This window comes from Williamsia muralis, from assembly GCF_051487485.1.
Classification (GTDB): Bacteria; Actinomycetota; Actinomycetes; order Mycobacteriales; family Mycobacteriaceae; genus Williamsia; species Williamsia muralis_B.
This window is the reverse complement of the sequence record NZ_JAHVCV010000006.1, coordinates 10,569-32,308: the sequence shown is the minus strand read 5'-3', so window position 1 is coordinate 32,308 and position 21,740 is coordinate 10,569. Positions and strand designations below refer to the sequence as shown.

The 21,740-nt window shown below is 66.9% G+C and carries 17 protein-coding genes; 5 read left to right on the top strand and 12 right to left on the bottom strand.

Going from position 1 to position 21,740, the window contains the following annotated elements; genetic code table 11:
• Positions 1-118 precede the first annotated feature (118 nt).
• Both KXR83_RS17355 and KXR83_RS17350 read left to right on the top strand, forming a co-directional pair.
• On the top strand, positions 119-691 hold the full coding sequence (locus KXR83_RS17355; RefSeq protein ID WP_437425887.1) for a CGNR zinc finger domain-containing protein: 573 nt from the start codon (positions 119-121) through the stop codon (positions 689-691).
• On the top strand, positions 688-1,287 hold the full coding sequence (locus tag KXR83_RS17350) for a LysE family translocator (protein WP_437425886.1): 600 nt from the start codon (positions 688-690) through the stop codon (positions 1,285-1,287). The genes KXR83_RS17355 and KXR83_RS17350 overlap by 4 nt, the downstream gene beginning before the upstream one ends.
• 28 nt (positions 1,288-1,315) lie before the next feature.
• On the opposite strand, the gene KXR83_RS17345 is transcribed toward KXR83_RS17350, so the two are convergent.
• Together KXR83_RS17345 and KXR83_RS17340 are read right to left on the bottom strand one after the other, a co-directional pair.
• Positions 1,316-1,699 (bottom strand): SHOCT domain-containing protein, encoded by a 384-nt coding sequence (locus tag KXR83_RS17345; RefSeq protein ID WP_317712172.1) that lies wholly within the window; start codon positions 1,697-1,699, stop codon positions 1,316-1,318.
• A 134-nt stretch (positions 1,700-1,833) separates the two neighbouring features.
• Positions 1,834-3,255 carry an LLM class flavin-dependent oxidoreductase gene (locus tag KXR83_RS17340; RefSeq protein ID WP_437425885.1) on the bottom strand — a complete coding sequence of 474 codons (1,422 nt, stop codon included), beginning with the start codon at positions 3,253-3,255 and terminating at the stop codon, positions 1,834-1,836.
• 174 nt (positions 3,256-3,429) lie between these two features.
• Between KXR83_RS17340 and KXR83_RS17335 the strand changes: the two genes are divergently transcribed.
• Complete coding sequence (locus tag KXR83_RS17335) at positions 3,430-5,151, top strand: FAD-dependent oxidoreductase (protein ID WP_437426107.1); 1,722 nt, start codon at positions 3,430-3,432, stop codon at positions 5,149-5,151.
• Between the two features lie 11 nt (positions 5,152-5,162).
• Here KXR83_RS17335 and KXR83_RS17330 read toward each other — a convergent pair whose 3' ends face one another.
• Positions 5,163-6,317, bottom strand: a complete 1,155-nt coding sequence (locus tag KXR83_RS17330) for an amidohydrolase family protein (protein ID WP_437425884.1) — start codon at positions 6,315-6,317, stop codon at positions 5,163-5,165.
• Positions 6,318-6,482: 165 nt separating this feature from the next.
• Here KXR83_RS17330 and KXR83_RS17325 point away from each other — a divergent pair, with 165 nt between their 5' ends.
• Positions 6,483-7,634 (top strand): FAD-binding oxidoreductase, encoded by a 1,152-nt coding sequence (locus KXR83_RS17325; protein ID WP_437426106.1) that lies wholly within the window; start codon positions 6,483-6,485, stop codon positions 7,632-7,634.
• Here KXR83_RS17325 and KXR83_RS17320 read toward each other — a convergent pair.
• The 5 genes from KXR83_RS17320 to dnaK all read right to left on the bottom strand — a co-directional run bounded on the left by KXR83_RS17320 (position 7,631) and on the right by dnaK (position 13,070).
• On the bottom strand, positions 7,631-8,842 hold the full coding sequence (locus KXR83_RS17320) for a hypothetical protein (RefSeq protein ID WP_437425883.1): 1,212 nt from the start codon (positions 8,840-8,842) through the stop codon (positions 7,631-7,633). The genes KXR83_RS17325 and KXR83_RS17320 overlap by 4 nt on opposite strands.
• An 82-nt stretch (positions 8,843-8,924) precedes the next feature.
• Complete coding sequence (locus KXR83_RS17315) at positions 8,925-9,335, bottom strand: heat shock protein transcriptional repressor HspR (protein WP_247210311.1); 411 nt, start codon at positions 9,333-9,335, stop codon at positions 8,925-8,927.
• Positions 9,335-10,519, bottom strand: coding sequence for a molecular chaperone DnaJ (gene dnaJ / locus KXR83_RS17310; protein WP_437425882.1), 1,185 nt, complete (start codon positions 10,517-10,519; stop codon positions 9,335-9,337). Before dnaJ ends, KXR83_RS17315 begins: the two co-directional genes overlap by 1 nt.
• A 95-nt stretch (positions 10,520-10,614) precedes the next feature.
• Positions 10,615-11,229 (bottom strand): nucleotide exchange factor GrpE, encoded by a 615-nt coding sequence (gene grpE / locus KXR83_RS17305; protein ID WP_437425881.1) that lies wholly within the window; start codon positions 11,227-11,229, stop codon positions 10,615-10,617.
• Positions 11,226-13,070, bottom strand: coding sequence for a molecular chaperone DnaK (gene dnaK, locus KXR83_RS17300; RefSeq protein WP_317712179.1), 1,845 nt, complete (start codon positions 13,068-13,070; stop codon positions 11,226-11,228). Before dnaK ends, grpE begins: the two co-directional genes overlap by 4 nt.
• A 285-nt stretch (positions 13,071-13,355) precedes the next feature.
• Here dnaK and KXR83_RS17295 point away from each other — a divergent pair, with 285 nt between their 5' ends.
• Positions 13,356-13,916, top strand: a complete 561-nt coding sequence (locus KXR83_RS17295; RefSeq protein ID WP_437425880.1) for a hypothetical protein — start codon at positions 13,356-13,358, stop codon at positions 13,914-13,916.
• Between the two features lie 34 nt (positions 13,917-13,950).
• Here the strand turns inward: KXR83_RS17295 and KXR83_RS17290 are convergent, their stop codons facing one another.
• The 4 genes from KXR83_RS17290 to KXR83_RS17275 all read right to left on the bottom strand — a co-directional run bounded on the left by KXR83_RS17290 (position 13,951) and on the right by KXR83_RS17275 (position 21,675).
• Positions 13,951-14,553 (bottom strand): hypothetical protein, encoded by a 603-nt coding sequence (locus KXR83_RS17290; protein WP_437425879.1) that lies wholly within the window; start codon positions 14,551-14,553, stop codon positions 13,951-13,953.
• 7 nt (positions 14,554-14,560) lie between these two features.
• Complete coding sequence (locus KXR83_RS17285; protein WP_399509989.1) at positions 14,561-16,027, bottom strand: dynamin family protein; 1,467 nt, start codon at positions 16,025-16,027, stop codon at positions 14,561-14,563.
• Entirely contained in the window at positions 16,024-17,964 is a 1,941-nt protein-coding gene (locus KXR83_RS17280) for a dynamin family protein (protein WP_437425878.1), read from the bottom strand. The genes KXR83_RS17285 and KXR83_RS17280 overlap by 4 nt, the downstream gene beginning before the upstream one ends.
• Positions 17,965-18,111: 147 nt before the next feature.
• Complete coding sequence (locus tag KXR83_RS17275; protein ID WP_437425877.1) at positions 18,112-21,675, bottom strand: IniB N-terminal domain-containing protein; 3,564 nt, start codon at positions 21,673-21,675, stop codon at positions 18,112-18,114.
• Between the last annotated feature and the right edge of the window lie 65 nt (positions 21,676-21,740).

The window sequence follows — 21,740 nt, the reverse complement described above, 5'->3', positions numbered from 1 at the left end:
ATCCTTAACACGCAAGTACCCCGGAAGCGGTTGGCGGCAATCGTGACATCACTCGCATTTGCGACCGACATGTAATGGTTTTTGACAGCCTATCCATTTCATCGGCACGATCTGAGTCATGGACGACACGTTGCAGCGGAAGTGGCCGTGGCTGGGCGATCACCTGGCCCTCGACGTGGCCAACACCGTCCGCGTCGAGGACGGCCGACGAGTGGAGTTGCTCGCGACGACGGCCGATCTTGCCGGGTGGCTCGAGGTGGAGCCCGCACCGATTCCCCGCCCCGAGGTGGTCGACGAACACTGCCTGGAGCGGTTCCGGTCTGTTCGCGACGCAGCCCTGCTCATCCTGCACAGCGCCGCGGCCGGCGAGTCCCTGCCTGCCGATGCCGTGGACGACATCAATCACGCGGTACAGGCAGCGTCCGTTCACCGATTGCTCACCGCGAACGCACGCGAAGCAGAACATGTTGTGGCACAGTCCGATTCGACGATCGCGTTGACGGGTCACGCGGCCGCCGCTGTGGTCAACCTCATCGCGCGCGACGACCTCGCCAACCTCGCGGTCTGTCATGCGCCCGCCTGCGGTCAGTTCTTTCACCGGGCGCGGCCCAACCAACGCTGGTGCAGTCCAGGATGCGGCAACCGCGCGCGGGTCGATCGGCATCGTCATCGCCGCAACAACCCGCGGTGACGATCGACTGGCTGGGCTATCTCGCGGTGCTGACGGTCGCCTACGTGGTGCCCGGGCCCGACTTCCTGCTGATCCTGCGGTGGTCCACAGAGAACCGCCGCGACGGACTGCTCGCACTCGCCGGAGCGCAGACGGGCCTGTCGGTACACATCGTCCTCGCGGTGACCGGCGTCAGCTTTCTCGTCGCGCGTGCGCCCGCAGCACTCACCATCATCCAGATACTCGGTGCCATCTACCTGTGCTATCTCGGAGCCGGCCTGATCATTCGCCGTGACTCCCGCGATCGCGAGGCGGCGGCACCGGCGACAGCGTTCCGCAATGCCCTCGGGACCAATCTGCTCAATCCGAAAGCGATCGTTTTCGTCACCGGCGTCCTACCCCAATTCGCCACCGGCACGGCATCGCTGCCAGTTGAACTCGCCATTCTGGGACTGGTCGACGTCCTCTTCGGAATCGTCGTCTATGTCGGGGTGGTGATTGCCGGAACGCGGCTGTCGGGACCGTTGCGGCGCGACGTGATCCGTCGGCGTTGGAATTGCGCAAACGGCGCGCTGCTCATCATGCTCGGCATGGGACTCGGTGTCGCCAACGTTTGACGACACCGAGCCCTACGTCAGCCCCGTATCACGAACTGAGCGCTTTGGTCTTCAGCTGCTCGAACTCGTTCTGGTCGATGGTGCCGTCGGCCAAAAGCGCTTTGGCCCGGGCGATCTGGTCTGCCGGTGATGTTCCTGCTGCCTGCCGGATGTAGTCGTCGGCCTGCTTCCTCGCCGCCTCGTGCGACGCAGCCGCGCGTTCTGCCATTCCCCGACCACGAGCGATCAAGTAGACGAACACGGTGATGTACGGCAGCAGGATCAAGAAGATGATCCAGATGGCTTTGACCAATCCGGATGTTTTGTGATCGCGGAACAAATCCGCGAGAACGTTGAAGAGAATCATCAGATATGCGATGAACGCGAATATCACGACGGTGTACCAGATGAAATCCCAGAATGAATCCCACATGACCGACCACTCCTTGCTTGATGGTGTCTCGCCGAAATCGGCGACCTCTTCGGAATCATGGCATGTGAAAGCACATTCCGGGTGCGGTTGACGTTCAGCTCCCGGTCACCGGAGAGAACGACCGACCGGTGTCGTCAGGCAGGTGCGACGGCTCCGAAACGCAAAGAGTCGTCCACCGTGGAGTTGACCCCGCCCACCCGGAAGCTCGCACCTCGGTGATGGTCGGGAAGCATATCTCCCTTGCCGAACAGCTTGTGCCGCAAAGTGCCCGGCACGTACTCGCGGTCGTAGGCCCCACGTGCCTCCAGTGCGGGGACCACGTGCTCGATGACGTCGGTGAACGTTCCGGGGGTGACCGCGTAGGCGAGATTGAATCCGTCGACATCGGTATCGTGTGCCCACTCGAGCAACTGGTCGGCGATGCTCTCGCCCGACCCCACCAACAGCGGGCCCATCCCTCCGATGCCGCCCCACGCCGCGATGTCGCGGATGGTCCACTCCTTGCCGGTGTCGGAGGCCTGGCTGAACGCGGCCACCGCCGATTGGATGGCGTTGCTGTGCACATTCCCGATCGGCTCGTCGAGGTCGTACTGCGACAGGTCGATGCCCATCCAGCCCGACATGAACACCAGGGCGCCCTCGTCGCTGGCGTAGCGCCGGTACTCCGCGGCCTTGGCCTGGGCAGCTTCCTCGGTCTCGTCGGTGATGATCGTCAGGAGTGTGTAGATCCGGGCGTCGTAGGCATCCCTGCCTGCCGCCACCAGCTGTCCGCGGATGTTCTCCACGAGGGTTCGCAAGATGTCCCTGGTGGGCGCCCCGACGAAGATGGCCTCGGCGTTCTCTGCTGCGAACTTGACTCCGCGGGGAGATGCGCCGGCCTGGTAGATGACCGGTGAGCCCTGCGGTGACGGCTCGTGGAGGTGGATACCCGGAACGTTGAAATGCGTGCCACGGTGGCCGATGTGATGGACCTTCGCCGGGTCGGCGAACACACCGTGCTCCTTGTCGCGGCGCACCGCATCCCGTTCCCACGAGCCTTCCCACAACTTGTAGAGCACGGTGAGGTATTCGTCGGCGTGGTCGTAGCGGGCATCGTGTTCGAGCTGATCGACCTCACCCATGTTGCGGGCCGCAGCGGGCAGATAACCGGTGACGACATTCCATCCGATCCGCCCACGCGTCAGGTGGTCGAGCGTGGACAGCCGCCGGGCAAAGGGATACGGATGCTCGAATCCCGTGCCCGCCGTGATGCCGAACCCGAGATGTTCGGTGGCGTGTGCCATCGCCGAGACGAGCAACAGCGGGTCGGCCACCGGGATCTGGGCGCCCTGACGGATCGCCGCTTCGTCGGTGCCCGCGTAGACGTCGTAGGTGCCCAGCACGTCGGCGATGAACAGCCCGTCGAATCCGCCTCCCTCGAGCGCCTTCGCCAGCTCAACCCAATAGTCGAGGGTGTTGTAGTCCCAGGACCGGTCGTCGGGATGGCGCCACATACCTGGCGATTGATGGGCTACGCAGTTCATGTCGAACGCGTTGAACCGGATCTTGCGGGTCATTCGGTACACCTTCCACGGGCAGTTGCAGGCCAATTCTTGGCAGCACACGGCCCACGGGAAACACTTGGAATCACGCTGGACCGAATGACCAACTAAATTTGACCGGTGAGCGTATTTGCATCTGAAGAAGAACTGGGTCCGGAAGAAGTCGGCCCAGAAGAGTTGGGCCCAGAAGTGTTGGGCACAGAAGAGTTGGGACCCGGCGAACGATTGACCCCCGCCATCGTGCTGGTGGTCACCGAGGACAACCGCAACACCATCGTCGACGAGATCCGCAGCCGCTACGGCCGCGACTACTCCGTCGTCTTCACCGAGACGGCCGCCGCTGCCATCGAGACCGTCGAGACGCTGCTCGCGCAAGACGTTCCCGTGGCGCTCATCGTCTCCGAACTGTCCGCCTTCGAAGAGGGCTGGAACGGGTCCCGACTGCTGCACAAGATGCGGTACCTGGTGCCCACCGCGCGGCGGATCGCCCTGATCCCGGCCAGCAAGTTCGGCACCTCCTTCGACGACCTGCGCGGCGAGATCTCCGCAGGCAAGTACGACACGTACCTCGCCATCCCCCAGGGACAGCGCGACGAGGAGTTCCACACCGCGATAGTCGAATACCTGTCCGACTGGGGCTGGTCGGTGGCCGCGCCCGAGGTCGCGTTCATCCAGATCGTCACCGACGGACCATCATCCGAGCTCTCCGCGATCCGCGACTTCCTGGACCGGATGGGTATGCCCGTGCAGATCCACAGTCCCGAATCGCTTGCGGGCCGGGCCTTGCTCGCGTCGGTCGAAGGCAAGGCCGAGTTCCCTATTCTCTCTCGCGCCGGGCGCCCGCCGCTGTCGCGGCCGACTCTCGCGCAGGTGGCCGAATCGGTCTACGGTTCGGCGGACAGCATCCCCGAGGGAACCGTCTCCGACGTTGTGGTGCTGGGCGCAGGGCCCGCCGGCCTCGCCGCTGCCGTGTACGGCGCATCCGAAGGTCTGTCCACCACCGTGCTCGAATCCGGCGCGATCGGTGGTCAGGCCGGAACCAGCTCGATGATCAAGAACTATCTCGGCTTCCCCCGGGGCATCTCCGGCATGCGACTGGCCCAACGTGCCCGCATCCAGGCCAGCCGGTTCGGGGCCCAGTTCTTCAGCGGTCGCGGCGCCACCAGCATCGAGGTGGGTACCGACCATCACCACGTCCGGGTGGATGACGCCAAGATCTGCGCCCGCACCATCGTGATCGCAACAGGTGTGGCCTACCGCCGATTCGGCGTGCGTGGCATCGAAGATCTTGTCGGCGCCGGGGTCTACTACGGCGCAGCCACCAGCGCGGCTCGCGAGATGACCGGCAAACACGTCGTGGTGGTCGGTGGCGGCAACTCGGCGGGCCAGGCGGCCATGCACCTGTCACGTTTCGCCGATGCGGTCACCATCGCGGTGCGACGCGACGGCCTCGCAGAAACCATGTCGGACTACCTGATCCGTGAGATCCAGGCCAACCCGCGCATCACCGTCCGCGGGTACACCGAGGTGATCGACGGCGGCGGCGACGGCCATCTGGAATGGCTCACGCTGTGCGACAACAGAACCCGTACACCCGAACGGGTCGAGGCAGCCGGTCTGTTCCTGCTGCTCGGCGCCGCCCCCACCTGCGACTGGATCCCCGCACAGGTCGCACGCGACGACCACGGATTCCTGCTGACCGGACGGTCCGTGCCGAAAGAACTCTGGGTGGACGGTGTGCCCCCGGCATTCCTCGAGACCAGCGTCCCCGGGATCTTCGCGGTCGGCGACGTTCGCAGCGGATCCATGAAACGCGTGGCCTCGGCCAGCGGCGAAGGAGCGTCGTCGGTGCCGCTGGTTCACGACAGGTTGTCGCAACTACGGCTGGCCAACCTGCCGCCCAGTCACTGATCAGTCACTGATCAGTCGATCGAGTACACCCGGCGGGCATTGTCGCGGAACACCTTGCGCAGCATGTCTTCCCCGTAGGGGGCGAGCACGTCGAGTTGGGTGCCGACGATGGTCGCCATCGACGCGTTGGGTTTGTCGGCCGGGAAATTGGAACCGAACATGAGGCGATCCGGCCCGAACACCGACACCGCATGTTCGAGCAGCGGTCCGGTCATGTTCGTCAGTGTCTGCTGGGTGCCGATGTTGCCCGACCGCTGGTGTCCGTAGCCGAGCAACGGGAAAGCGATGCCCGACAGCTTCGCGATCACGTTGCGGCACTGGGCAACTGCGCTGATGTCCTCGCGCCACGCCCTCATCAGCTCGTGACGCTGGGCGGCCGTGTGGCCGGTGCTCTGGCCCATCGGCCCGAACAGACCCACCGGGGTGCCCAGATGGTTCAGCACGATGGTGGTGTCCGGGTACTCGCGTGCCAGCGTCCGCACGTCGCGCAGTTGATGGGAGTACACCCAGGCCTCGAAGACCAGGTTGCGCTCGGCGAGGGCTCCGAACCCTTCGAGGAAGTCCGCCGACGCGAACAACCCGTCGGTGTCGGCCCAGCTGCGCACCTTGGGGTCGGGGTGCCACGCTGCCATGCACCGGATGCCGCGGACCAGCTCACTGATCTCCAGATGCATGTCGAGCAGCTGGGGAAATTCGGGGTCACGCGGATCACCTCTGGCGATCACCGCACCAAGCTCCGGAGCACCCTCCTGACCGAACGGCAGGCTGGTGACCCAGCGAGTCTCGGCAGCGGCAGCCATCGGATCGTCCGTGCGCCAGTCGGCCTGCATGTGCACCACGGACTCGACCGGAACACCGGTCAGCGGCACCACCTTGGCAGCGTCGGCGTAGTAGTGCTTGGGCAGATACGGGCGGGTGACGAACTTGGGGTCGAGCACGAGTTCGCGGTCGCGCTGGGCAACGGCGTACCGGAAGATGGCCTTGCCCAGTATCGGCGCCGCCCGGTAGATGCGGGTACGCTTCGCCGCCTCGCGCGGGGTCCGAAGTGGATCCCACTGGTGAATGTGCGCGTCGATGACGCCGGGGACGATCCCCAGCAGTGCCCCACCGGACAAACGCGTATCCCCTTCGGATCGCGCAGAGTCCTCTGCCCGTCCTTTTGCCATGGAATGACTGTACCCAGCGTTGTACGCACACTGATCGTAAGTTCGCGACCGAATGCGACAATCCATTCCTGCGCGGAACGCGGGACAATAAAATACGGTCTGTCACGGGAAGTATCTATGCTGACAGGCGTTGTTCGCAGCGCGATGAGGGAAGGCCGATTCGGCGTGGGTACCCATACACGGCATGTGCTCTTGCAGGTGCGCGATGTGCTGGGACGAGATGCCGACCGGTTCACCGCGAACTTCTATCTGCGGCTGTTCGCGATGAACCCCGAGCTGCGCGACCTCTTCCCGGCGAACATGGCCCATCAGCGAGCGACCCTGTTCCGGGTGCTCGACTACGTGCTCGAAACGGTTCCAGACAGCAGCAGCCATCCTCATCTGCTGGACTTCCTCGGGCAGCTCGGCCGCGACCATCGCAAGTTCGGGGTCACCGAGGAGCACTACCAGCAGTTCCTCGTGGCGCTGACCCGTGAGATCGCTGTGACGATGGGCCCCCAATGGGACGAGGAGTCCGCAAATGTGGTGTCACAGGCGCTGATGCTCACCACGGGGGTGATGCGGGGCGCCGCCCATTCGGCGAAGGGCCCTGCCACATGGCAAGCGACGGTCGCCGAGAAGTACCGGTTGTCCCGCGACCTGGCCATCGTGCGGCTGCTCAGCCGTACACCGCTGACCTACTCGGCCGGCCAGTACCTCGAAGTGCAGATACCCCAATGGCCGCGAATCTGGCGCCATCTCTCGCCGTCCATCCCCGCCAACCCCGCCGGCGAGCTCGAGTTCCACGTCCGAGCGGTTCCGGGCGGCTCGGTGAGCAACTCGATCGTCACCGAAACCCAGGTCGGTGACGTGTGGACGTTCGCACAGAACCACGGAACCCTGCACCTGATGCCGGACCGCGATGTGTTGATGATCGCGGGCGGCACCGGACTCGCACCCCTGCGGGCGATGATCATCGAACTCGCCCGCCGGGTCGACGCGCCTCAGGTGCACCTGTTCTACGGTGCGCGGTACCCGGCCGATCTCTATGACCTGTCGTTCTTGTGGCAGATCGCGGCGACCAACCCGTGGCTCACCATCACCACCGTGGTGGAGGACGAGACCGATCCCTGGTGGAGCACCCAGAGCGAGCACGACCAGGCCATTGACTTGGAACAGATGCAGGGCCAACTCGCCGACGCAGTCCTCGGCTACGACCGCGACTGGACCGATCACCAAGTGCTGCTCGCGGGTTCACTGGAAATGCTGGCCACCACAAGGAGACGCCTGCTCATCGCGGGCATCCGAGCGAGCTTGATGCAGCACGACCCGGTTTAAGGCGACCCGCCACTCTGGACGTTTGGGGCGGACGATGAGCTTGGGACGCTCACGGAACCTGATGGATCTGTAGGAGGATCCGGATCCGGCTCCTCGCTGCTCTCCTCTGGCGGCTCAGATGTCGTGGTGGTGGTTGTGACCACCGGCGGCGGTGGCTGGGTGACGGTGATCGGCGGCGGCGCCTGGGTGACGGTGGTCGGCGGCGCCGGTGGCGGAGCCGGGATCGTCCGAGTGCTGCTGGCGGGCACCGACATCGTCGGAGACGAGATGCGCGACAACCCCTTCGACGTGGTCACAGGCTTGGTGGTGGTGGTGCTCGAGAACGTGGCGGTGACGGAGTTGTCGTCGCTCACGGTCTCGGGATTGTTGCTGCCACCGGTCATCACGACCGCGATGATCACCCCGACGGCCAGTAGCAGAGCGGCACCGGCGCTCGCCGAGAGCAGCACCCATCGATTGTTGTCGCGACTGTGCCCGACCGCGGCGGCGGCGACCATGGCCGCACCACTGGCGGCCGCGTATTGAGGGTCGTCCACCAGCTGCACGGGTAGTTGCAGGGCGTATTCGAGCGACGGCGCGACGCCGAGAACCTGGGCGCCCGGGCCCACCACCACAACTCCGTGGACGGCGTTGCTGGGGTTGGGGATCACCGCGATCGCGTCGGCGAGGGTCTGCGCGCCCTCGGGCTCGGTGACCGGGAGCCGTTCGCCGAATCCGGACACCGCGCTTGCCCCCACGACGGTGCGGGTCGAGGTGTCGATGAGTGCGACGGACTGGCCGGTGAACAGGGCCCCGGTGGTGTCGAGGTCGGCAACCACCACAACACCGCGCGAACCGAACTGGGTGGTCGCGAGTTCGGCGAACGCGAGTGGTGTCCCGACGACGGTGGTGCGCGCGAACCACGCAGGTTTGATCGGCCCGGCCGAGGAATCTGCCGGGTTCGGCGGCAAGATGAAGTCGGGCACAACCTTCGCGGCGAGGATGTCGTCGATCGCCAACTGCATCCCGCTGTCGGAGCATGCGATGGTGATCGCCGATGGCGTGATGGGTGCGGACTCGACCAACTGATAGATCGCGTCGAAGGCAATCCCAGGAGAAGGGCCCGTCAACTCCACGAAGTTGCGGGCCAGTACCTCACCGGTGACGGAATCGGCGACCACCGAGGCAATCTCCAGGTCGGTGATCGAAATCCCGAGTACCTGGCTCATACCTGAGTATCGCTCTCATCGAAGGCGCTGTTACCCGAACTCACGAAATGCGAGGCGGAATCGACTCCTGCCGACGGCGTGCTCATCTGTCGCCGCGTTCGCGGCGCGGCTTCCACACGACCAACGCACTGGTTCGCGGCATCGGCACGAGCTCGCCGCGACTGCTCGCGCGGTGGGCGGCGACCTCTGCCTCCAGTTCACGGATCCGGCTCTGCAGCGCGTCGACCTGGTTGGTCAACTCGATCACGCGCTTGATGCCGGCCAGGTTCACACCCTCGTCCTGCGACAGTCGCTGCACCTCGCGGAGCAGTTCGACGTCGCGGCTGGAGTACCGCCGCCCGCCACCCGCCGCGCGTTGGGGGGTGACGAGCCCGAGGCGGTCGTAGGTGCGCAGTGTCTGCGCGTGCATGCCGGCCAGTTCGGCGGCCACCGAGATCACGAACATCCGCGCCGATTGCTCGGCGGATTCACGTTCTTCACGGCGGGAGCTCATCACTTACCCCAATTCGCACGCGGGTCGAAACCGCTGGCCTTCTCTGCCGCGGCGTACTTGCCAAGAGCTTCGATGGCCGCGTCGTCGAGCTTCGGCGGCACTGCAACCTTCACGGTCACCAACAGGTCGCCCGCGCCGCCTGCGCGTTTGGCGACACCGCGGCCGCGAACCCGCAGGGTGCGTCCGTCGACGGTGTTCGGCGGGATCTTCAACCCGACGCTGCCGTCGAGTGTCGGTACCGACACCGTGGTGCCGAGGACCAGTTCGGAGAAGGTCACCGGGAGGGTCACCTTCACGTCGTCGCCGCTGCGGGTGAACGTGCGGTCGGGTGAGACGTGGACGCTGACGTACAGGTCGCCCGAAGGTGCTCCGCGCAGGCCCGCTTCGCCCTGCCCGGCCAGCCGGATCCTGCCGCCGTCGGACACACCGGGCGGGATGCGCACGGTGATCGGGCGGGTACGGACCGTTGCACCGTCGCCCTCACATACCGGGCACGGATCGTCGATCTTGGATCCGGTGCCGCGGCAGTCCGAACACGGTTCGCTGAATCCGAATGCGCCCTGATTGCGGCTGACGACGCCGGCGCCGTTGCAGGTGGGGCACACCCGCGGACTGGTGCCCGGCTTCGCGCCACTGCCATGACAGTTCGTGCACGGCGCCGAACTGGTGATGGTGATGGTCTTCGAGGTACCCAGGGCCGCCTCTTTGAAGGTCAGCGTGGTCTCGGTTTCCAGGTCGTTGCCGCGACGGCTGCGGGTCTGGGTGCCACGGGGTGTGGCGGTGCGGTTGAACAGGCCACCGAACAGGTCGCTGAATCCGCCTGCGCCCCCGGCCGGTCCGCCCGCCGCGTCACCGAACAGGTCGTTGAGGTTGAACTCCTGACCTCCGGCCGTGGTGCCGTAGCCGCCGGGGAATCCGGCAGCTCCACCGCGACCGCGTGCGCCGGCGAACATCCGCCGGGTGTCGTCGTACTCCTTGCGCTTGGCAGGGTCGGACAGCACGCTGTGCGCCTCGGAAACCAGCTTGAAGCGTTCTTCGGCCGCCGGGTCGTTCGGGTTCGCATCGGGATGCAGTTCGCGCGCCAGCTTGCGGTAGGCCCGCTTGATGTCGTCGGCGGACGCATCGGATGCAACGCCCAGCGCTTTGTAGAAGTCCTGTTCGAGCCACTCACGTTGAGGAGCCACCAGGCGTCACCTCCTTCTCTTTCTCAAATCTTGTTCTCTGCCAAAAGTCTTGGTAGCGATCCCGGCCCAGGCGCGGTGCGCCTGGGCCGGAATGCTCATTCTTCGTTGGTCTGACCCGCAGGGGTCTGTACTGCCGGTTCCGGACCGTCGACCACCACGACCATGGCGGTGCGCAGTACCCGGTCGCCGAGACGGAAGCCTTGCCGATACACCGTTCCGATCACCGGGTTCGATCCCTGACCTTCATGTTGCACCGCTTCGTGCAACGCCGGGTCGAACTCGTCGCCCTCGGCCCCGAACGAGGCGAGACCGGCCGCGGTGAGTGTCTCGGTGATCTTATCGGCCACCGCACGCAGCGGGCCCGCTTCGAGGTCACCATGAGCACGTGCCCGGTCCAGGTCGTCGAGGACGGGCAGCAGCGACTTGATGAGATCACCCTTGCCGTACTGCTGCGCGCTGACCTTCTCGCGCTCGGCGCGACGCCGGTAGTTGGCGTACTCCGCGTGCACACGCTGTAGGTCGGCGAGCAACTCGGACTCCTTGTCCGAGCCCGCGACATCGGCGACCGTGTCGTCGATGGCCGCATCCACCGTGTCATCCGATTCCGGAGCGGGTGCCGCGTCTGCGCCGTCTACGGGCGCATCCGCGGCATCCGTGGCCGGAGGAGCTTCCTCCGTGGCGGTTACCGGATCGGATTCCGGACCGGTCACTTGGTCTCTCCGGCGTTGCTGTCAGCACCTTCGTCCACGACCTCGGCGTCGACGACATCGTCGGCCCCGCCGGCAGCGGCAGCTCCGTCACCTTCGGCAGCGGCGTTGGCGTAGATCGCCTGGCCGAGCTCCTGGGACTCGGTGGTCAGCTTCTCGACAGCCGACTTCACGGCGCCGAGGTCACTGCCCTTGAGAGCCTCACGCACGCCCTCGATCGAGCCTTCGACCTTGGTCTTGAGGTCGGCCGGGACCTTGTCGTCGGACTCCTTGAGGAACTTCTCGGTCTGGTTGACCAGCGACTCCGCCTGGTTGCGGGTCTCGGCCTCTTCGCGACGCTTCCGGTCTTCGTCGGCGTGCGCTTCGGCGTCCTTGATCATCCGATCGATCTCGTCCTTGGACAGGCCGGAGCCGTCCTGGATCCGGATGGTGTTCTCCTTGCCGGTGCCCTTGTCCTTGGCGGTGACGTGCACGATGCCGTTGGCGTCGATGTCGAAGGTCACCTCGATTTGCGGGACACCCTGCGGTGCGGGCGCGATACCGGCCAGTTCGAACGAACCGAGCAGCTTGTTGTGCGAAGCGATCTCACGCTCACCCTGATACACCTGGATCTGCACCGACGGCTGGTTGTCTTCTGCCGTGGTGTAGGTCTCCGACCGCTTGGTCGGGATGGTGGTGTTGCGCTCGATCAGCTTGTGCATCACGCCGCCCTTGGTCTCGATACCGAGCGAGAGCGGGGTGACGTCGAGGAGCAGGACGTCCTTGACCTCACCGCGGAGCACACCGGCCTGCAGTGCGGCACCGACGGCCACGACCTCGTCCGGGTTGACACCCTTGTTGGGCTCGCGGCCTCCGGTCAGTTCACGCACCAGGTCGCTGACGGCGGGCATACGGGTGGAGCCACCGACGAGGACGACATGGTCGATGTCGCCGACGGCGATGCCGGCGTCCTTGACCACGGCCTGGAACGGCGCACGGGTGCGCTCGAGCAGGTCGTTGGTGATCTTCTGGAACTCACTGCGGGTGAGCTGCTCGTCGAGGAACAGCGGGTTCTTGTCCGCGTCGACCGTGATGTAGGGCAGGTTGATCGAGGTGCTCTGCCCCGAGGACAGTTCGATCTTCGCCTTCTCGGCGGCCTCACGCAGACGCTGCAGGGCCATCTTGTCCTTGGTCAGGTCGATGCCGTTCTGCGCCTTGAACTTGTCGACGAGCCAGTCCACGACACGCTGATCCCAGTCGTCACCACCGAGGTGGTTGTCACCGGAGGTCGCCCGGACCTCGACGACACCGTCGCCGATCTCCAGCAGCGAGACGTCGAACGTGCCGCCACCGAGGTCGAACACCAGGATGGTCTGTTCCTTCTCGCCCTTGTCCAGGCCGTACGCCAATGCGGCGGCGGTGGGCTCGTTGACGATGCGGAGCACGTTGAGGCCGGCGATCTGGCCGGCTTCCTTGGTGGCCTGACGCTGGGCGTCGTTGAAGTACGCAGGGACGGTGATGACCGCGTCGACGACCTCGTCGCCCAGGTAGCTCTCGGCGTCGCGCTTGAGCTTCATCAGCGTGCGAGCGCTGATCTCCTGCGGCGTGTAGTTCTTGTCGTCGATGGACGTGGTCCAGTCCTCGCCCATATGGCGCTTGACCGAACGGATGGTGCGGTCGACGTTGGTGACTGCCTGGTTCTTGGCCGGCTGTCCGACCAGAACCTCGCCGTTGCGGGCAAATGCAACCACCGACGGGGTGGTGCGGGCGCCCTCGGCGTTGGCGATAACGGTGGGTTCGCCACCTTCGAGCACAGAGACCACCGAGTTGGTGGTGCCCAGGTCGATTCCAACAGCACGAGCCATTTGTTGCCTCCTATAAGCAGTGCGGCGCAACCGTGCGCGCACAATTTGTTCACGTTTGTGGTTCTCGGTCTGAAACCTCAGCGCGATCGACTCAACTGTTACCGGTCGATGCCATTCACGTCAAACCGGGTTGAGTCTTCGCGGCTCAGGTCTCTCGAGAGGTGTAACGGACCAAGTGCACAAACTGTTCCCGATTTTCGCAAATACTTGAGTCGAGCCGACTCAAGATCGGCGATTGCCCCCGGAAGTCCACGGCTGAGGCGGCAGGCTCGTTACGCTCAGACCGTGACACCGCCCGATCCGATTCCTCCGCGCCCCCGTCCGGCCCGTCCCGAGATCCGGATCGAACCGCTGCACGATCCGATCCCTGACGAGCGGCCACGGGTTCTCGACATCGCGGCGGTGATCTGGCTGCTCACGCTGCTGGCCCTGGTGGTGACGGCCGCGATGGTGGGCTTCGACCAGGCCGACGTGCGCGCCGAACTGACCGACTCACTCGCCGAGGACAACTTGTCGGCAACCCCCGAGGAACTCGCCGACACCGTGAAGATCGCGATGATCGCCAGCGGCGTGGTCGCGTTCCTCGTGTTGGCGTGCGGCCTGTTCGGGATTCTCCGGCTGCGTGACCGTGTGCCGTCGAGCCGGAGCCTCCTCGCGACCATCGGTGTGATCGCGGTGATCGGTGCGGTCGCGTTCTGGACGGTCATCGACCCAGCTCGCGACGTCCTCGGCGCCGCGGCCGGATGGCTGCCGCTCGCGGTCGCCGCAGGAGCAGCCGTCGCCACCGCACTGCTGTTCGCCCCCGCGATCAGCCGTTGGCTCAAGGCCGCGCCGATCCGTCGCTGACAGCCGGGGTTGCTGAAGCCCGGGTCGACCGGGGCTAGCGCTCGTCGATCGTGGTGGTGATCAGTGTCATCGCAGGCTTCTTCGGGGTGGAACCGAAGCCGAAACGAACCGGCGGGTCGACGTCGGTCAATCCGCCGAGGTCGTTGCCCTGCCACCCCGCCACCACCGACTCGATGCGGCGCTGACCCCGCACACCGTAGTACTCGCGGCGACCCCCGGCTGCTGAGCCACGGGTTCGCACCCCGCGCAGGAACACCCGCGCGATCGGATCGCTGACGGCACAGAACCACGGCGCGGTGACCACGGCACGTGGCATCAGTGAGAGCAACCGTCCGAGCAGGGTCGGCGAACCGACAACAAAGGACAACTCCAGCTCGCCCGCCCGCACCGACACCCGCGAGCCGTCCGATTCGTAGGTGACGTCGGCAATCACGCTGCGGTCGAAATGGTAGGTGGCGGTGACGAAGTCGCGAACCTCGTCGCTTGGTGCAATCAGCAAACGGTCGCCGTCGGCGAACTCCACCATGACGTCGGCGAAGTCGCCCAGATGTGATGTCGGCCAGTGCCCGACCACGATGCGGACGCCCGCCGTTGTGCCCATCCCGGAGATGTCGCCGTCGAAACGCAGGCGCGTCACGGTGTCGTCACTGCGAATCGAGCTCGGCGAGAATACCTTCGGCACTGCGGGCGGCGACCGTGCAGGCCACTGCCGTCGGCCGGTCGAACAGCGGATGGGCGGCACGGGTACGCCAGCGCCGCACTGCTTCCATTGCAGCCTTGCGATGCAGGTCGACGCTGTCGTCAGGTGCGATACCGAGCCGGGCCCAGGGTTCGATGCCGGAGCCACCGATGATCCGTTGCAGGTCGTCGCGGTCCTGGGGTGGCAACTGGACGCCCCCGGTGCGAAGTTTGCCGAGCAACCGCAGCTCGGCGAACCCGTGAACATCGGCCAGCATGCGCGCCGTCGCCTTGCGCAATTCTTCGGTCTCGGCCGAATCATAGTGCGTGAGAATGCGTTCCAGCGCGATCAGGGCGGTGTGGGTCTTGAGCTGATCGGCGCGCTGCCCGAACTGTACATCGATGATCTGCCGGAGTTCGGTGAGGCCGCTGCGATCGACCAGTTCGGTTGCCAGAGTGGGTGAATCGGGCGTTCCGAGCCGGATCAGGGTGACGGCCATCCGGATGCCGTACATACCGAAGCGGTCGAGCAACTCCGCACGCAGACCAGGTTCGACGGGCAACGGGGTCTCGGGCCGGACGAATCGGTCGGTCGAGAGCATCGCCAGCGAGAGTTCTTCGGGCGCAACGGCAGCCAATGCGACAAACGCCGAGTACTCGACCTGCCGCAGGGTGCGCGCGCCGAGAGCCAGCAGGCCCGCGACCGGCACCACCGCCTGACACAGGCCGGTGCGTTCGAGCTCGGTGGCGAACCGCGCCGCAACCTGTTTGGCCGACATCATCGCGTCCACCCGGCCCGCGCCGACCTCGTCGGCCCGCGACACCACACCGACCACGCCCAGTGGCCCGGACTCGCCGCCGATGGACTCCCCGATCCTGCTGAGGAAGGCGGTGTCGGTACTGGTGAGCGTGCGCAGCAGATAGACCACCGCGTCCGCGCCCGACTCGCCGTCCTCGGGGGTGAGCATGTCGACGGTCAGTGCGGACACGTCCCGCGACAACGACGCGGTGCCCGGGGTGTCGATGATGGTCATCGACCGCAGCGCCCTCGCCGGCCACTCGACGTCGAGGCGGTCGACGCGATCGGCGGTCAGATCGCCGAAGTCGAAGGTGAGGTGGCCATTTCGGCGCAACACGGGGATCCCGGCCGATCGCTCGCCGTCGTATCGGGCCGTGACCTTGGGGTTGACTCCGCGCCGGTACCAGGTGACCACGCGGGTGCACTCGGTGGCGTCCGTCGGTGCGATGTCCTGGCCGACCATCGCGTTGAGCAGGGTCGATTTACCCGCCTTCAGCGACCCCGCGATGGCGATGCGCAGCGGTTCGTCGAGTCGGTCGGAACAGTCGGCCAGCCGGGCGGCTGCCCAACGATCACCTCCGCACACCTTCTCGGCGGCGTCGAGCAGATCACGGGCGCGGTCGAGCGTACTCACTCCACGGCCCTATCCGTGGATGCTGACTTGACGGCCGGGGTCGTCGCCGCGCCTCCCGTGGCCTCGATGGCCGGATCCATCTGCAACGCCACCTTCCGCAGCGCGGCAACAGCTTTGAGCTCCTGTTCGAGTTCGGCGGTCCGGGTGCGCTGTTCCGAACTGGCCATCGCCGCCGCCTCTTGGGCCGCCTGCAGAGAGTCGCCTATCGACCGCGCCGACTGCTCGGCGACCTGGGTGAAATGGTCACGCAACGTCCGCTGGATGTGGCGGAGCCGATCCTTGGATTCCTTGCCGACCTGGAAGCTGACGTCGTCGGTGAACTTGCGGATGGAGGCCTTTGCCTTGTTCCGCCGTTCGTTGGTGCGCGCCTCTTTGTCGTCCTTGTATGCCTTGGTGCCCAGCAGAAGTCCGGCACCGACCGAGATCGGGTTGATCAACGCGAGCCCGGCGAAGGTGCCGATGAGGCCGAACATCAGCACCCCGCCATAGGAGCCCCGCATACCGATCAGCACCTTCTGGGTGATGCCGACCCTTCCGGACTCGAGGTCGGAGAGTTCGGTGACCGGATCGAAGATGCCGTCGATGTCGGCGATGTCGAGGCGCGGCAGGTTGGCCTCGGCGGTGTCGGCGAAGTGCTCGGCCACTCGTTCGGCGAGCCACACCGCCCGCTCGTGCGCCCACACGAAGTTGTCGCCGACGGCCACCGCGATCTGGTCCTCGAGCCATTCGGTGAGCTGCGGCCAGTCCTTGCCCGGATCACCTTCGTCGACAGCCTGTTCGGCCTCGCGGGTGATGGCGCGCAACCGGTCTCGCAGATCGTGGTCGATGTCGGCGGCGAGGTCGGTGATGCCGTCGGTGAGGGTTTGCTGCCACAGCGACGACCGCTTCTGCATGTCCTCGGCGGCCGTTTTGGCGCGGGTGAGTTCGGCGACCGCGGCGGCAGCCGTCTCGGGACTGCGCATCGCCGCGAGCTCACTGCCCAGGGTGAGAGCCAGATGCTCGGACACCGAACGCAGGTCCAGGGCCACCGATTCGCGGGTCGAGTGGTCGGCCCGGGCGACCACCTGCTCCCGGAGGAATCGGTACACCTCCACGAACCCGGCCTCCACGTTGAGCGAGTCGTCGCCGAGACGCAGTGCGTGCGAACGCAGCATGGACGACACCGGCAGCAGCTGGACGTCGAGTCCCTCGCGCTCGAGGTGTGCCCGATCGGCGTCGACGATCTGACGCCAGTGGGGATACAGGTCGGTTTTGGTGATCAGGCAGGCAACGGTCGGGCACAGCGTCATCACCTGGCGAAGGAAAGAGATCTCGGGCTCGGTGAACTCCTGGCTTGCGTCAGACACCACAAAAACCGCGTCTGCCGAGGGGATCAGCCCGAGAGTACTTGCGGCGTGCGGGTTCCCGTGCCCACCGACGCCGGGGGTGTCGACAAGTACCAGGCCGTCGGCCAGCAGCGGGCTGGGGACGTTGACCTCGAGCCGGGTGATGTCGCGTCCCTCGGCCAGCGGGTGGTCGGGGGTCACGGAGGTGAGCTGGTCCATCGGCAACGGGGTGCGCACGGGGTCACTGCCCGGTTGCGCGAGAACCAGTTCGGCGGACGGCTGCTGCCCGTTCTGCACGAGAGTGGGCACGGCGGTGGTCTCGTCGTCGCCGACCGAACACACCTCGACGTTCAACAGGGAATTGACGAACTGGCTCTTGCCCTGCTTGAGCGGCCCCACCACGACGATCCGTACGCGCGGATCGGTGACCCGGGTGCGGGCTCCCTCGAGCCGGTCCACGAGGTCCTGCCGTCCGGACTTGGCAGCGATCTGGCCCATCCGGCCCAAGAGCTCGCCCAGCCGGCCCGGCTGAGCGCCTTCGGGTGCACCGTCGGCGGGCGTGGCCGACGATCCGGCGATGCTCTTCATGCTGAGGCGCTTTTCATCGGTCATCCGGTCTGCTGGTCGTCGAAATGATGAAGGGTCTACCGAGAACACAACCACATCGGTCCCGCACACGTAACCGTGTGCGGGACCGATGGTGTTACAGGATCAGCGACAACACCCCTCGTCCACGTTGTCGAGTTCGGGTCTTGTCTGTCACTCGTCGAGGGCGCCGCCCGCGTCGACCTGTCCGCCTCCGTCGGTGGTGGTGTCGGCGTCGGCTCCGCCGAGCAGTCCGCCCGTCAGACCGCTGTCGCCGGCGAGTGCCCCGGTGAGTCCGGTGTCACCGGTGCCGAATGCGTTGTCGGCATCGATGTCCGACCAACCGCCTGCGTTTCCTCCGACCACTCCGGTGGTGGTGTCGGCGACTCCGCCGGTCACGCCGCCGACCACATCTCCGGTCACCTCGGCCGGTCCGGTACCCGCGTCCGCCGTCAGATCCAGCGGTGCAGGAGCACCGACGCCGCCGCCGAGTCCGGCCACACCGTCGAGGGCATTCTCCAGCTCACCGGTGGCCCCGCCGGTCAGCGCGGACTCGACGCCGCCGCCCAGTCCCAGGCCGCCTGCCGCGTCTCCGCCGACCACGCCGCCGATGGCACCACCTGCGTCGAGGTCACCGCCCGCAGCACCGCCGACCGCGCCGACAAGACCGGCATCGATGTCGGTGGCCGCACCCAGCAGCGCGTTCGCGGAGGTGTCGGCATCGGCGATCAGTCCGCCGCCTGCAGCGACAACTCCACCCACTGCGGTTTCCACACCGCCGCCAACGATGGCGCCGGCGCCGAGTCCTCCGGCGATGCCTGCATCACCGGCGGCTTCGAGTCCGCCGACCAGTGCAGCAGCGGCCGCAAGTCCACCGGCCGCACCGGCGTCGAGGGCACCGTCGATCCCGCCGACCAGGGCGCCGCCTGCACCCAGCGCGGTGCCGATCCCGGCACCGACTTCCGTCTCCACGAGTCCGCCGAGGTCGGCTGCGACCAGACCGGCTGCGCCGAGCGCGGTACCGAGGACTGCCCCGAACTCGCCGGCGAGACCACCGTCGATGTCGAGGGCGCCGTCCAGGACCACACCCAGGGCGCCACCGAGGTCTAGGCCGCCTTCGAGCAGTCCGGCGAGTTCACCGGCCAGCGCACCTTCGAGCGCTCCGCCGATCGTTGCTCCCAGCGTCGCTCCGACGGTGGCAGCCAGTGCGCCACCGGCAGCGAGCGCAGCAGCCACCTCGGCACCGAGATCGGTGTCGAGGACCGCATCGAGACCCAGGGCCGCGGTCAGACCGGCAACCAGTTCGGCTCCCAGACCGGCGTCGAGGTCGCCGACCGCACCGATCACGGCGCCGAGAACGCCTCCGAACTCGGCACCGAATGCGCCACCGGCAGCCAGGACTCCGGCGAGTGCCGCAGAGAGCTCGGTGGCCAGGCCACCTGCCAGCAGTGCGGTGAGGTCGGCCCCGATCACGCCGCCTGCGGCGAGTGCGGCTTCGAGCACACCACCGAATACGCCGGCGATCTCCGCGGCTCCGTCCAGTCCGAGAGCGCCGCCGACGATTGCGCCGAGCCCGAGCCCGAGGTCGAGGCCGCCGGCCAGCAGCCCGGCGAGCTGTGCGCCGAAGTCGGCGTCGAGCAATCCGCCGATCGCACCGCCGAGGGCAAGACCCAGTCCGGCGGCCACTTCACCTCCGGCAGCCAGCACACCCGACAACACGGTGCCGAGGGCCAGACCGAGGTCGGCTCCGCCTGCGAGCAGTGCGGCGAGGTCGAGGTCGCCGAAGGCGCCGAGGGCGGCTTCGAACGCTCCGGTCAGGCCGGCGGCGAGACCGCCACCGAGTCCGAACACCCCGGCAAGTGCTGCGGCCAGTGCGCCGTCGACGTCCAGGAGGGCTTCGAGATCTGCGGCACCGGCCAGCTCGAGCGCGGCAGCGAGGACACCACCGAGCGCGAGACCGAACTCGCCTGCCAGGTCACCACCGGCCGCCAGCACGGCAACAAGCGCGCCCTGGAGGGTCGCGGTGATTCCACCTGCGAGCAGTGCGGTGAGGTCGGCCGCCAACAGGCCGCCGGCTCCGAACGCCGCGGCCAGCGCAGCGCCGAAACCGGCCGCGATGTCGGCGACAGCGCCCAGTCCGAGAGCGCCCTCGAGGATCGCGCCGAGTGCAAGTCCCAGGTCCAGGCCACCGGCCAGCAGACCGGCCAACTGTGCGCCGAAGCCTGCTTCGAGAAGGCCTCCGAGCACACCGCCCAGGGCCAGACCCAGTCCGGCAGCGACCTCCCCGCCGACTGCGAGCACACCGGCCAGAGCCGTTCCGAGCGCCAGGCCCAGTTCAGCACCGCCGGCGAGCAGCGCAGCGAGGTCGACGGCGCCGAATGCGCCGAGGGCGGCTTCAAGAGCCCCGGCCAGTACGACGGTCAGACCGCCGCCGAGTCCGAGGACACCGGCCAGCGCAGCAGCCAGGGCACCATCGACGGCAAGGAGGGCCTCGAGATCAAGGGCACCCGCCAGTTCGACTGCGGCACCGAGCAGTGCACCGAGGGCCAGCCCGAACTCTCCGGCGAGGTCCCCGCCGACGGCCAGGGCCGCGGCGAGTGCACCCTGCAGGGTCGCCGTCAGGCCACCGGCGAGGGCCAGCAGCAGGTTCGCGTCGAGCAGTCCGGCGAGTGCGCCGGTGAGCGCGCCGGTGACGTCGAGGACACCGGCGAGGACGGCACCGAACTGGGCGGCCAGACCGGCACCGAGGCCGAGAACGCCGGTGAGCGCTGCGGCCAGGGCCAGTCCGGCATCGAGACCGGCCGCGAGGGCAGCGGCCAGGTTCGCCGTGAGGGCACCACCGAGTCCGATCGCGCCGCCGATCACCGCACCGAAGGCCGCACCGATGCCGGCGGCAAGCGCGCCACCGAGTTCGAGTGCCGCGGTGAGCGCGCCGCCGATGACGGTGGCGAAGCCGAGTGCCGCGTCGAGATCGAGGCCACCGACCACGGCCAGAGCCGCGTTGATCGCAGCGGCCAGGCCAGCGGTCAGTTCACCGGTCACGCCGAGTCCGGCGCCGAGAACAGCTGCCACGGTTGCGCCGATGTCCAGTACGCCGTCGAGGTCGAAGATCGCCCCGAGGCCACCGCTGAGGTCCAGGATGCCGCCGACGATGGCGCCGATGGCCGCGCCGAGACCGGCAGCGATCTCACCGCCGACCGCCACACCACCGGCAAGTGCCGCCGCCAGCACCACCGCGAGCTGCCCGGCGAAGTCCAGGTCACCGAAGTTGATCCCGCCGAGGTCGAGACCTCCGAGATCGATGAGTCCGAGATCGATGTTCCCCAGGTCGATCGATCCGAAGTCGAAGTTGCCGAAGTTCCCGAAGTTGATGCCTCCGAAGTCGATGTTGCCGAACTCGAAGCCACCGAGGTCGATGTCACCGAAGTTCACGTCGCCGAAGTCGATGTTCCCGAGCTGCAGACCACCGACGGCGAGGCCGCCACCGATCGCGCCGACGTTGATCGCTCCGATGCCCCCACCGCCGTTGCCGGCATTGATGATGTTGGTCAACCGCGACCCACCCGCGAACAATCCGGATTCGGCAACCATCGGTGCCGCGGCGACGATGTCGGCGTGGCAGAGCTCGGGCAGGCCGGCCGCGTTCAGCGCGCCCTGCGGGTTCAGGCAGTAGGCGTTGGCGGCTTTCTCGTCGCGGAGGAGGCCGAGGATGAAATCGAGTACTGCGTTGCTGGGCATGGCGTTCTCCTGTTGCCGGGCGGATCCAGGTGGGTCCACTGAGATTGTCTCCACGCTATGAGTTC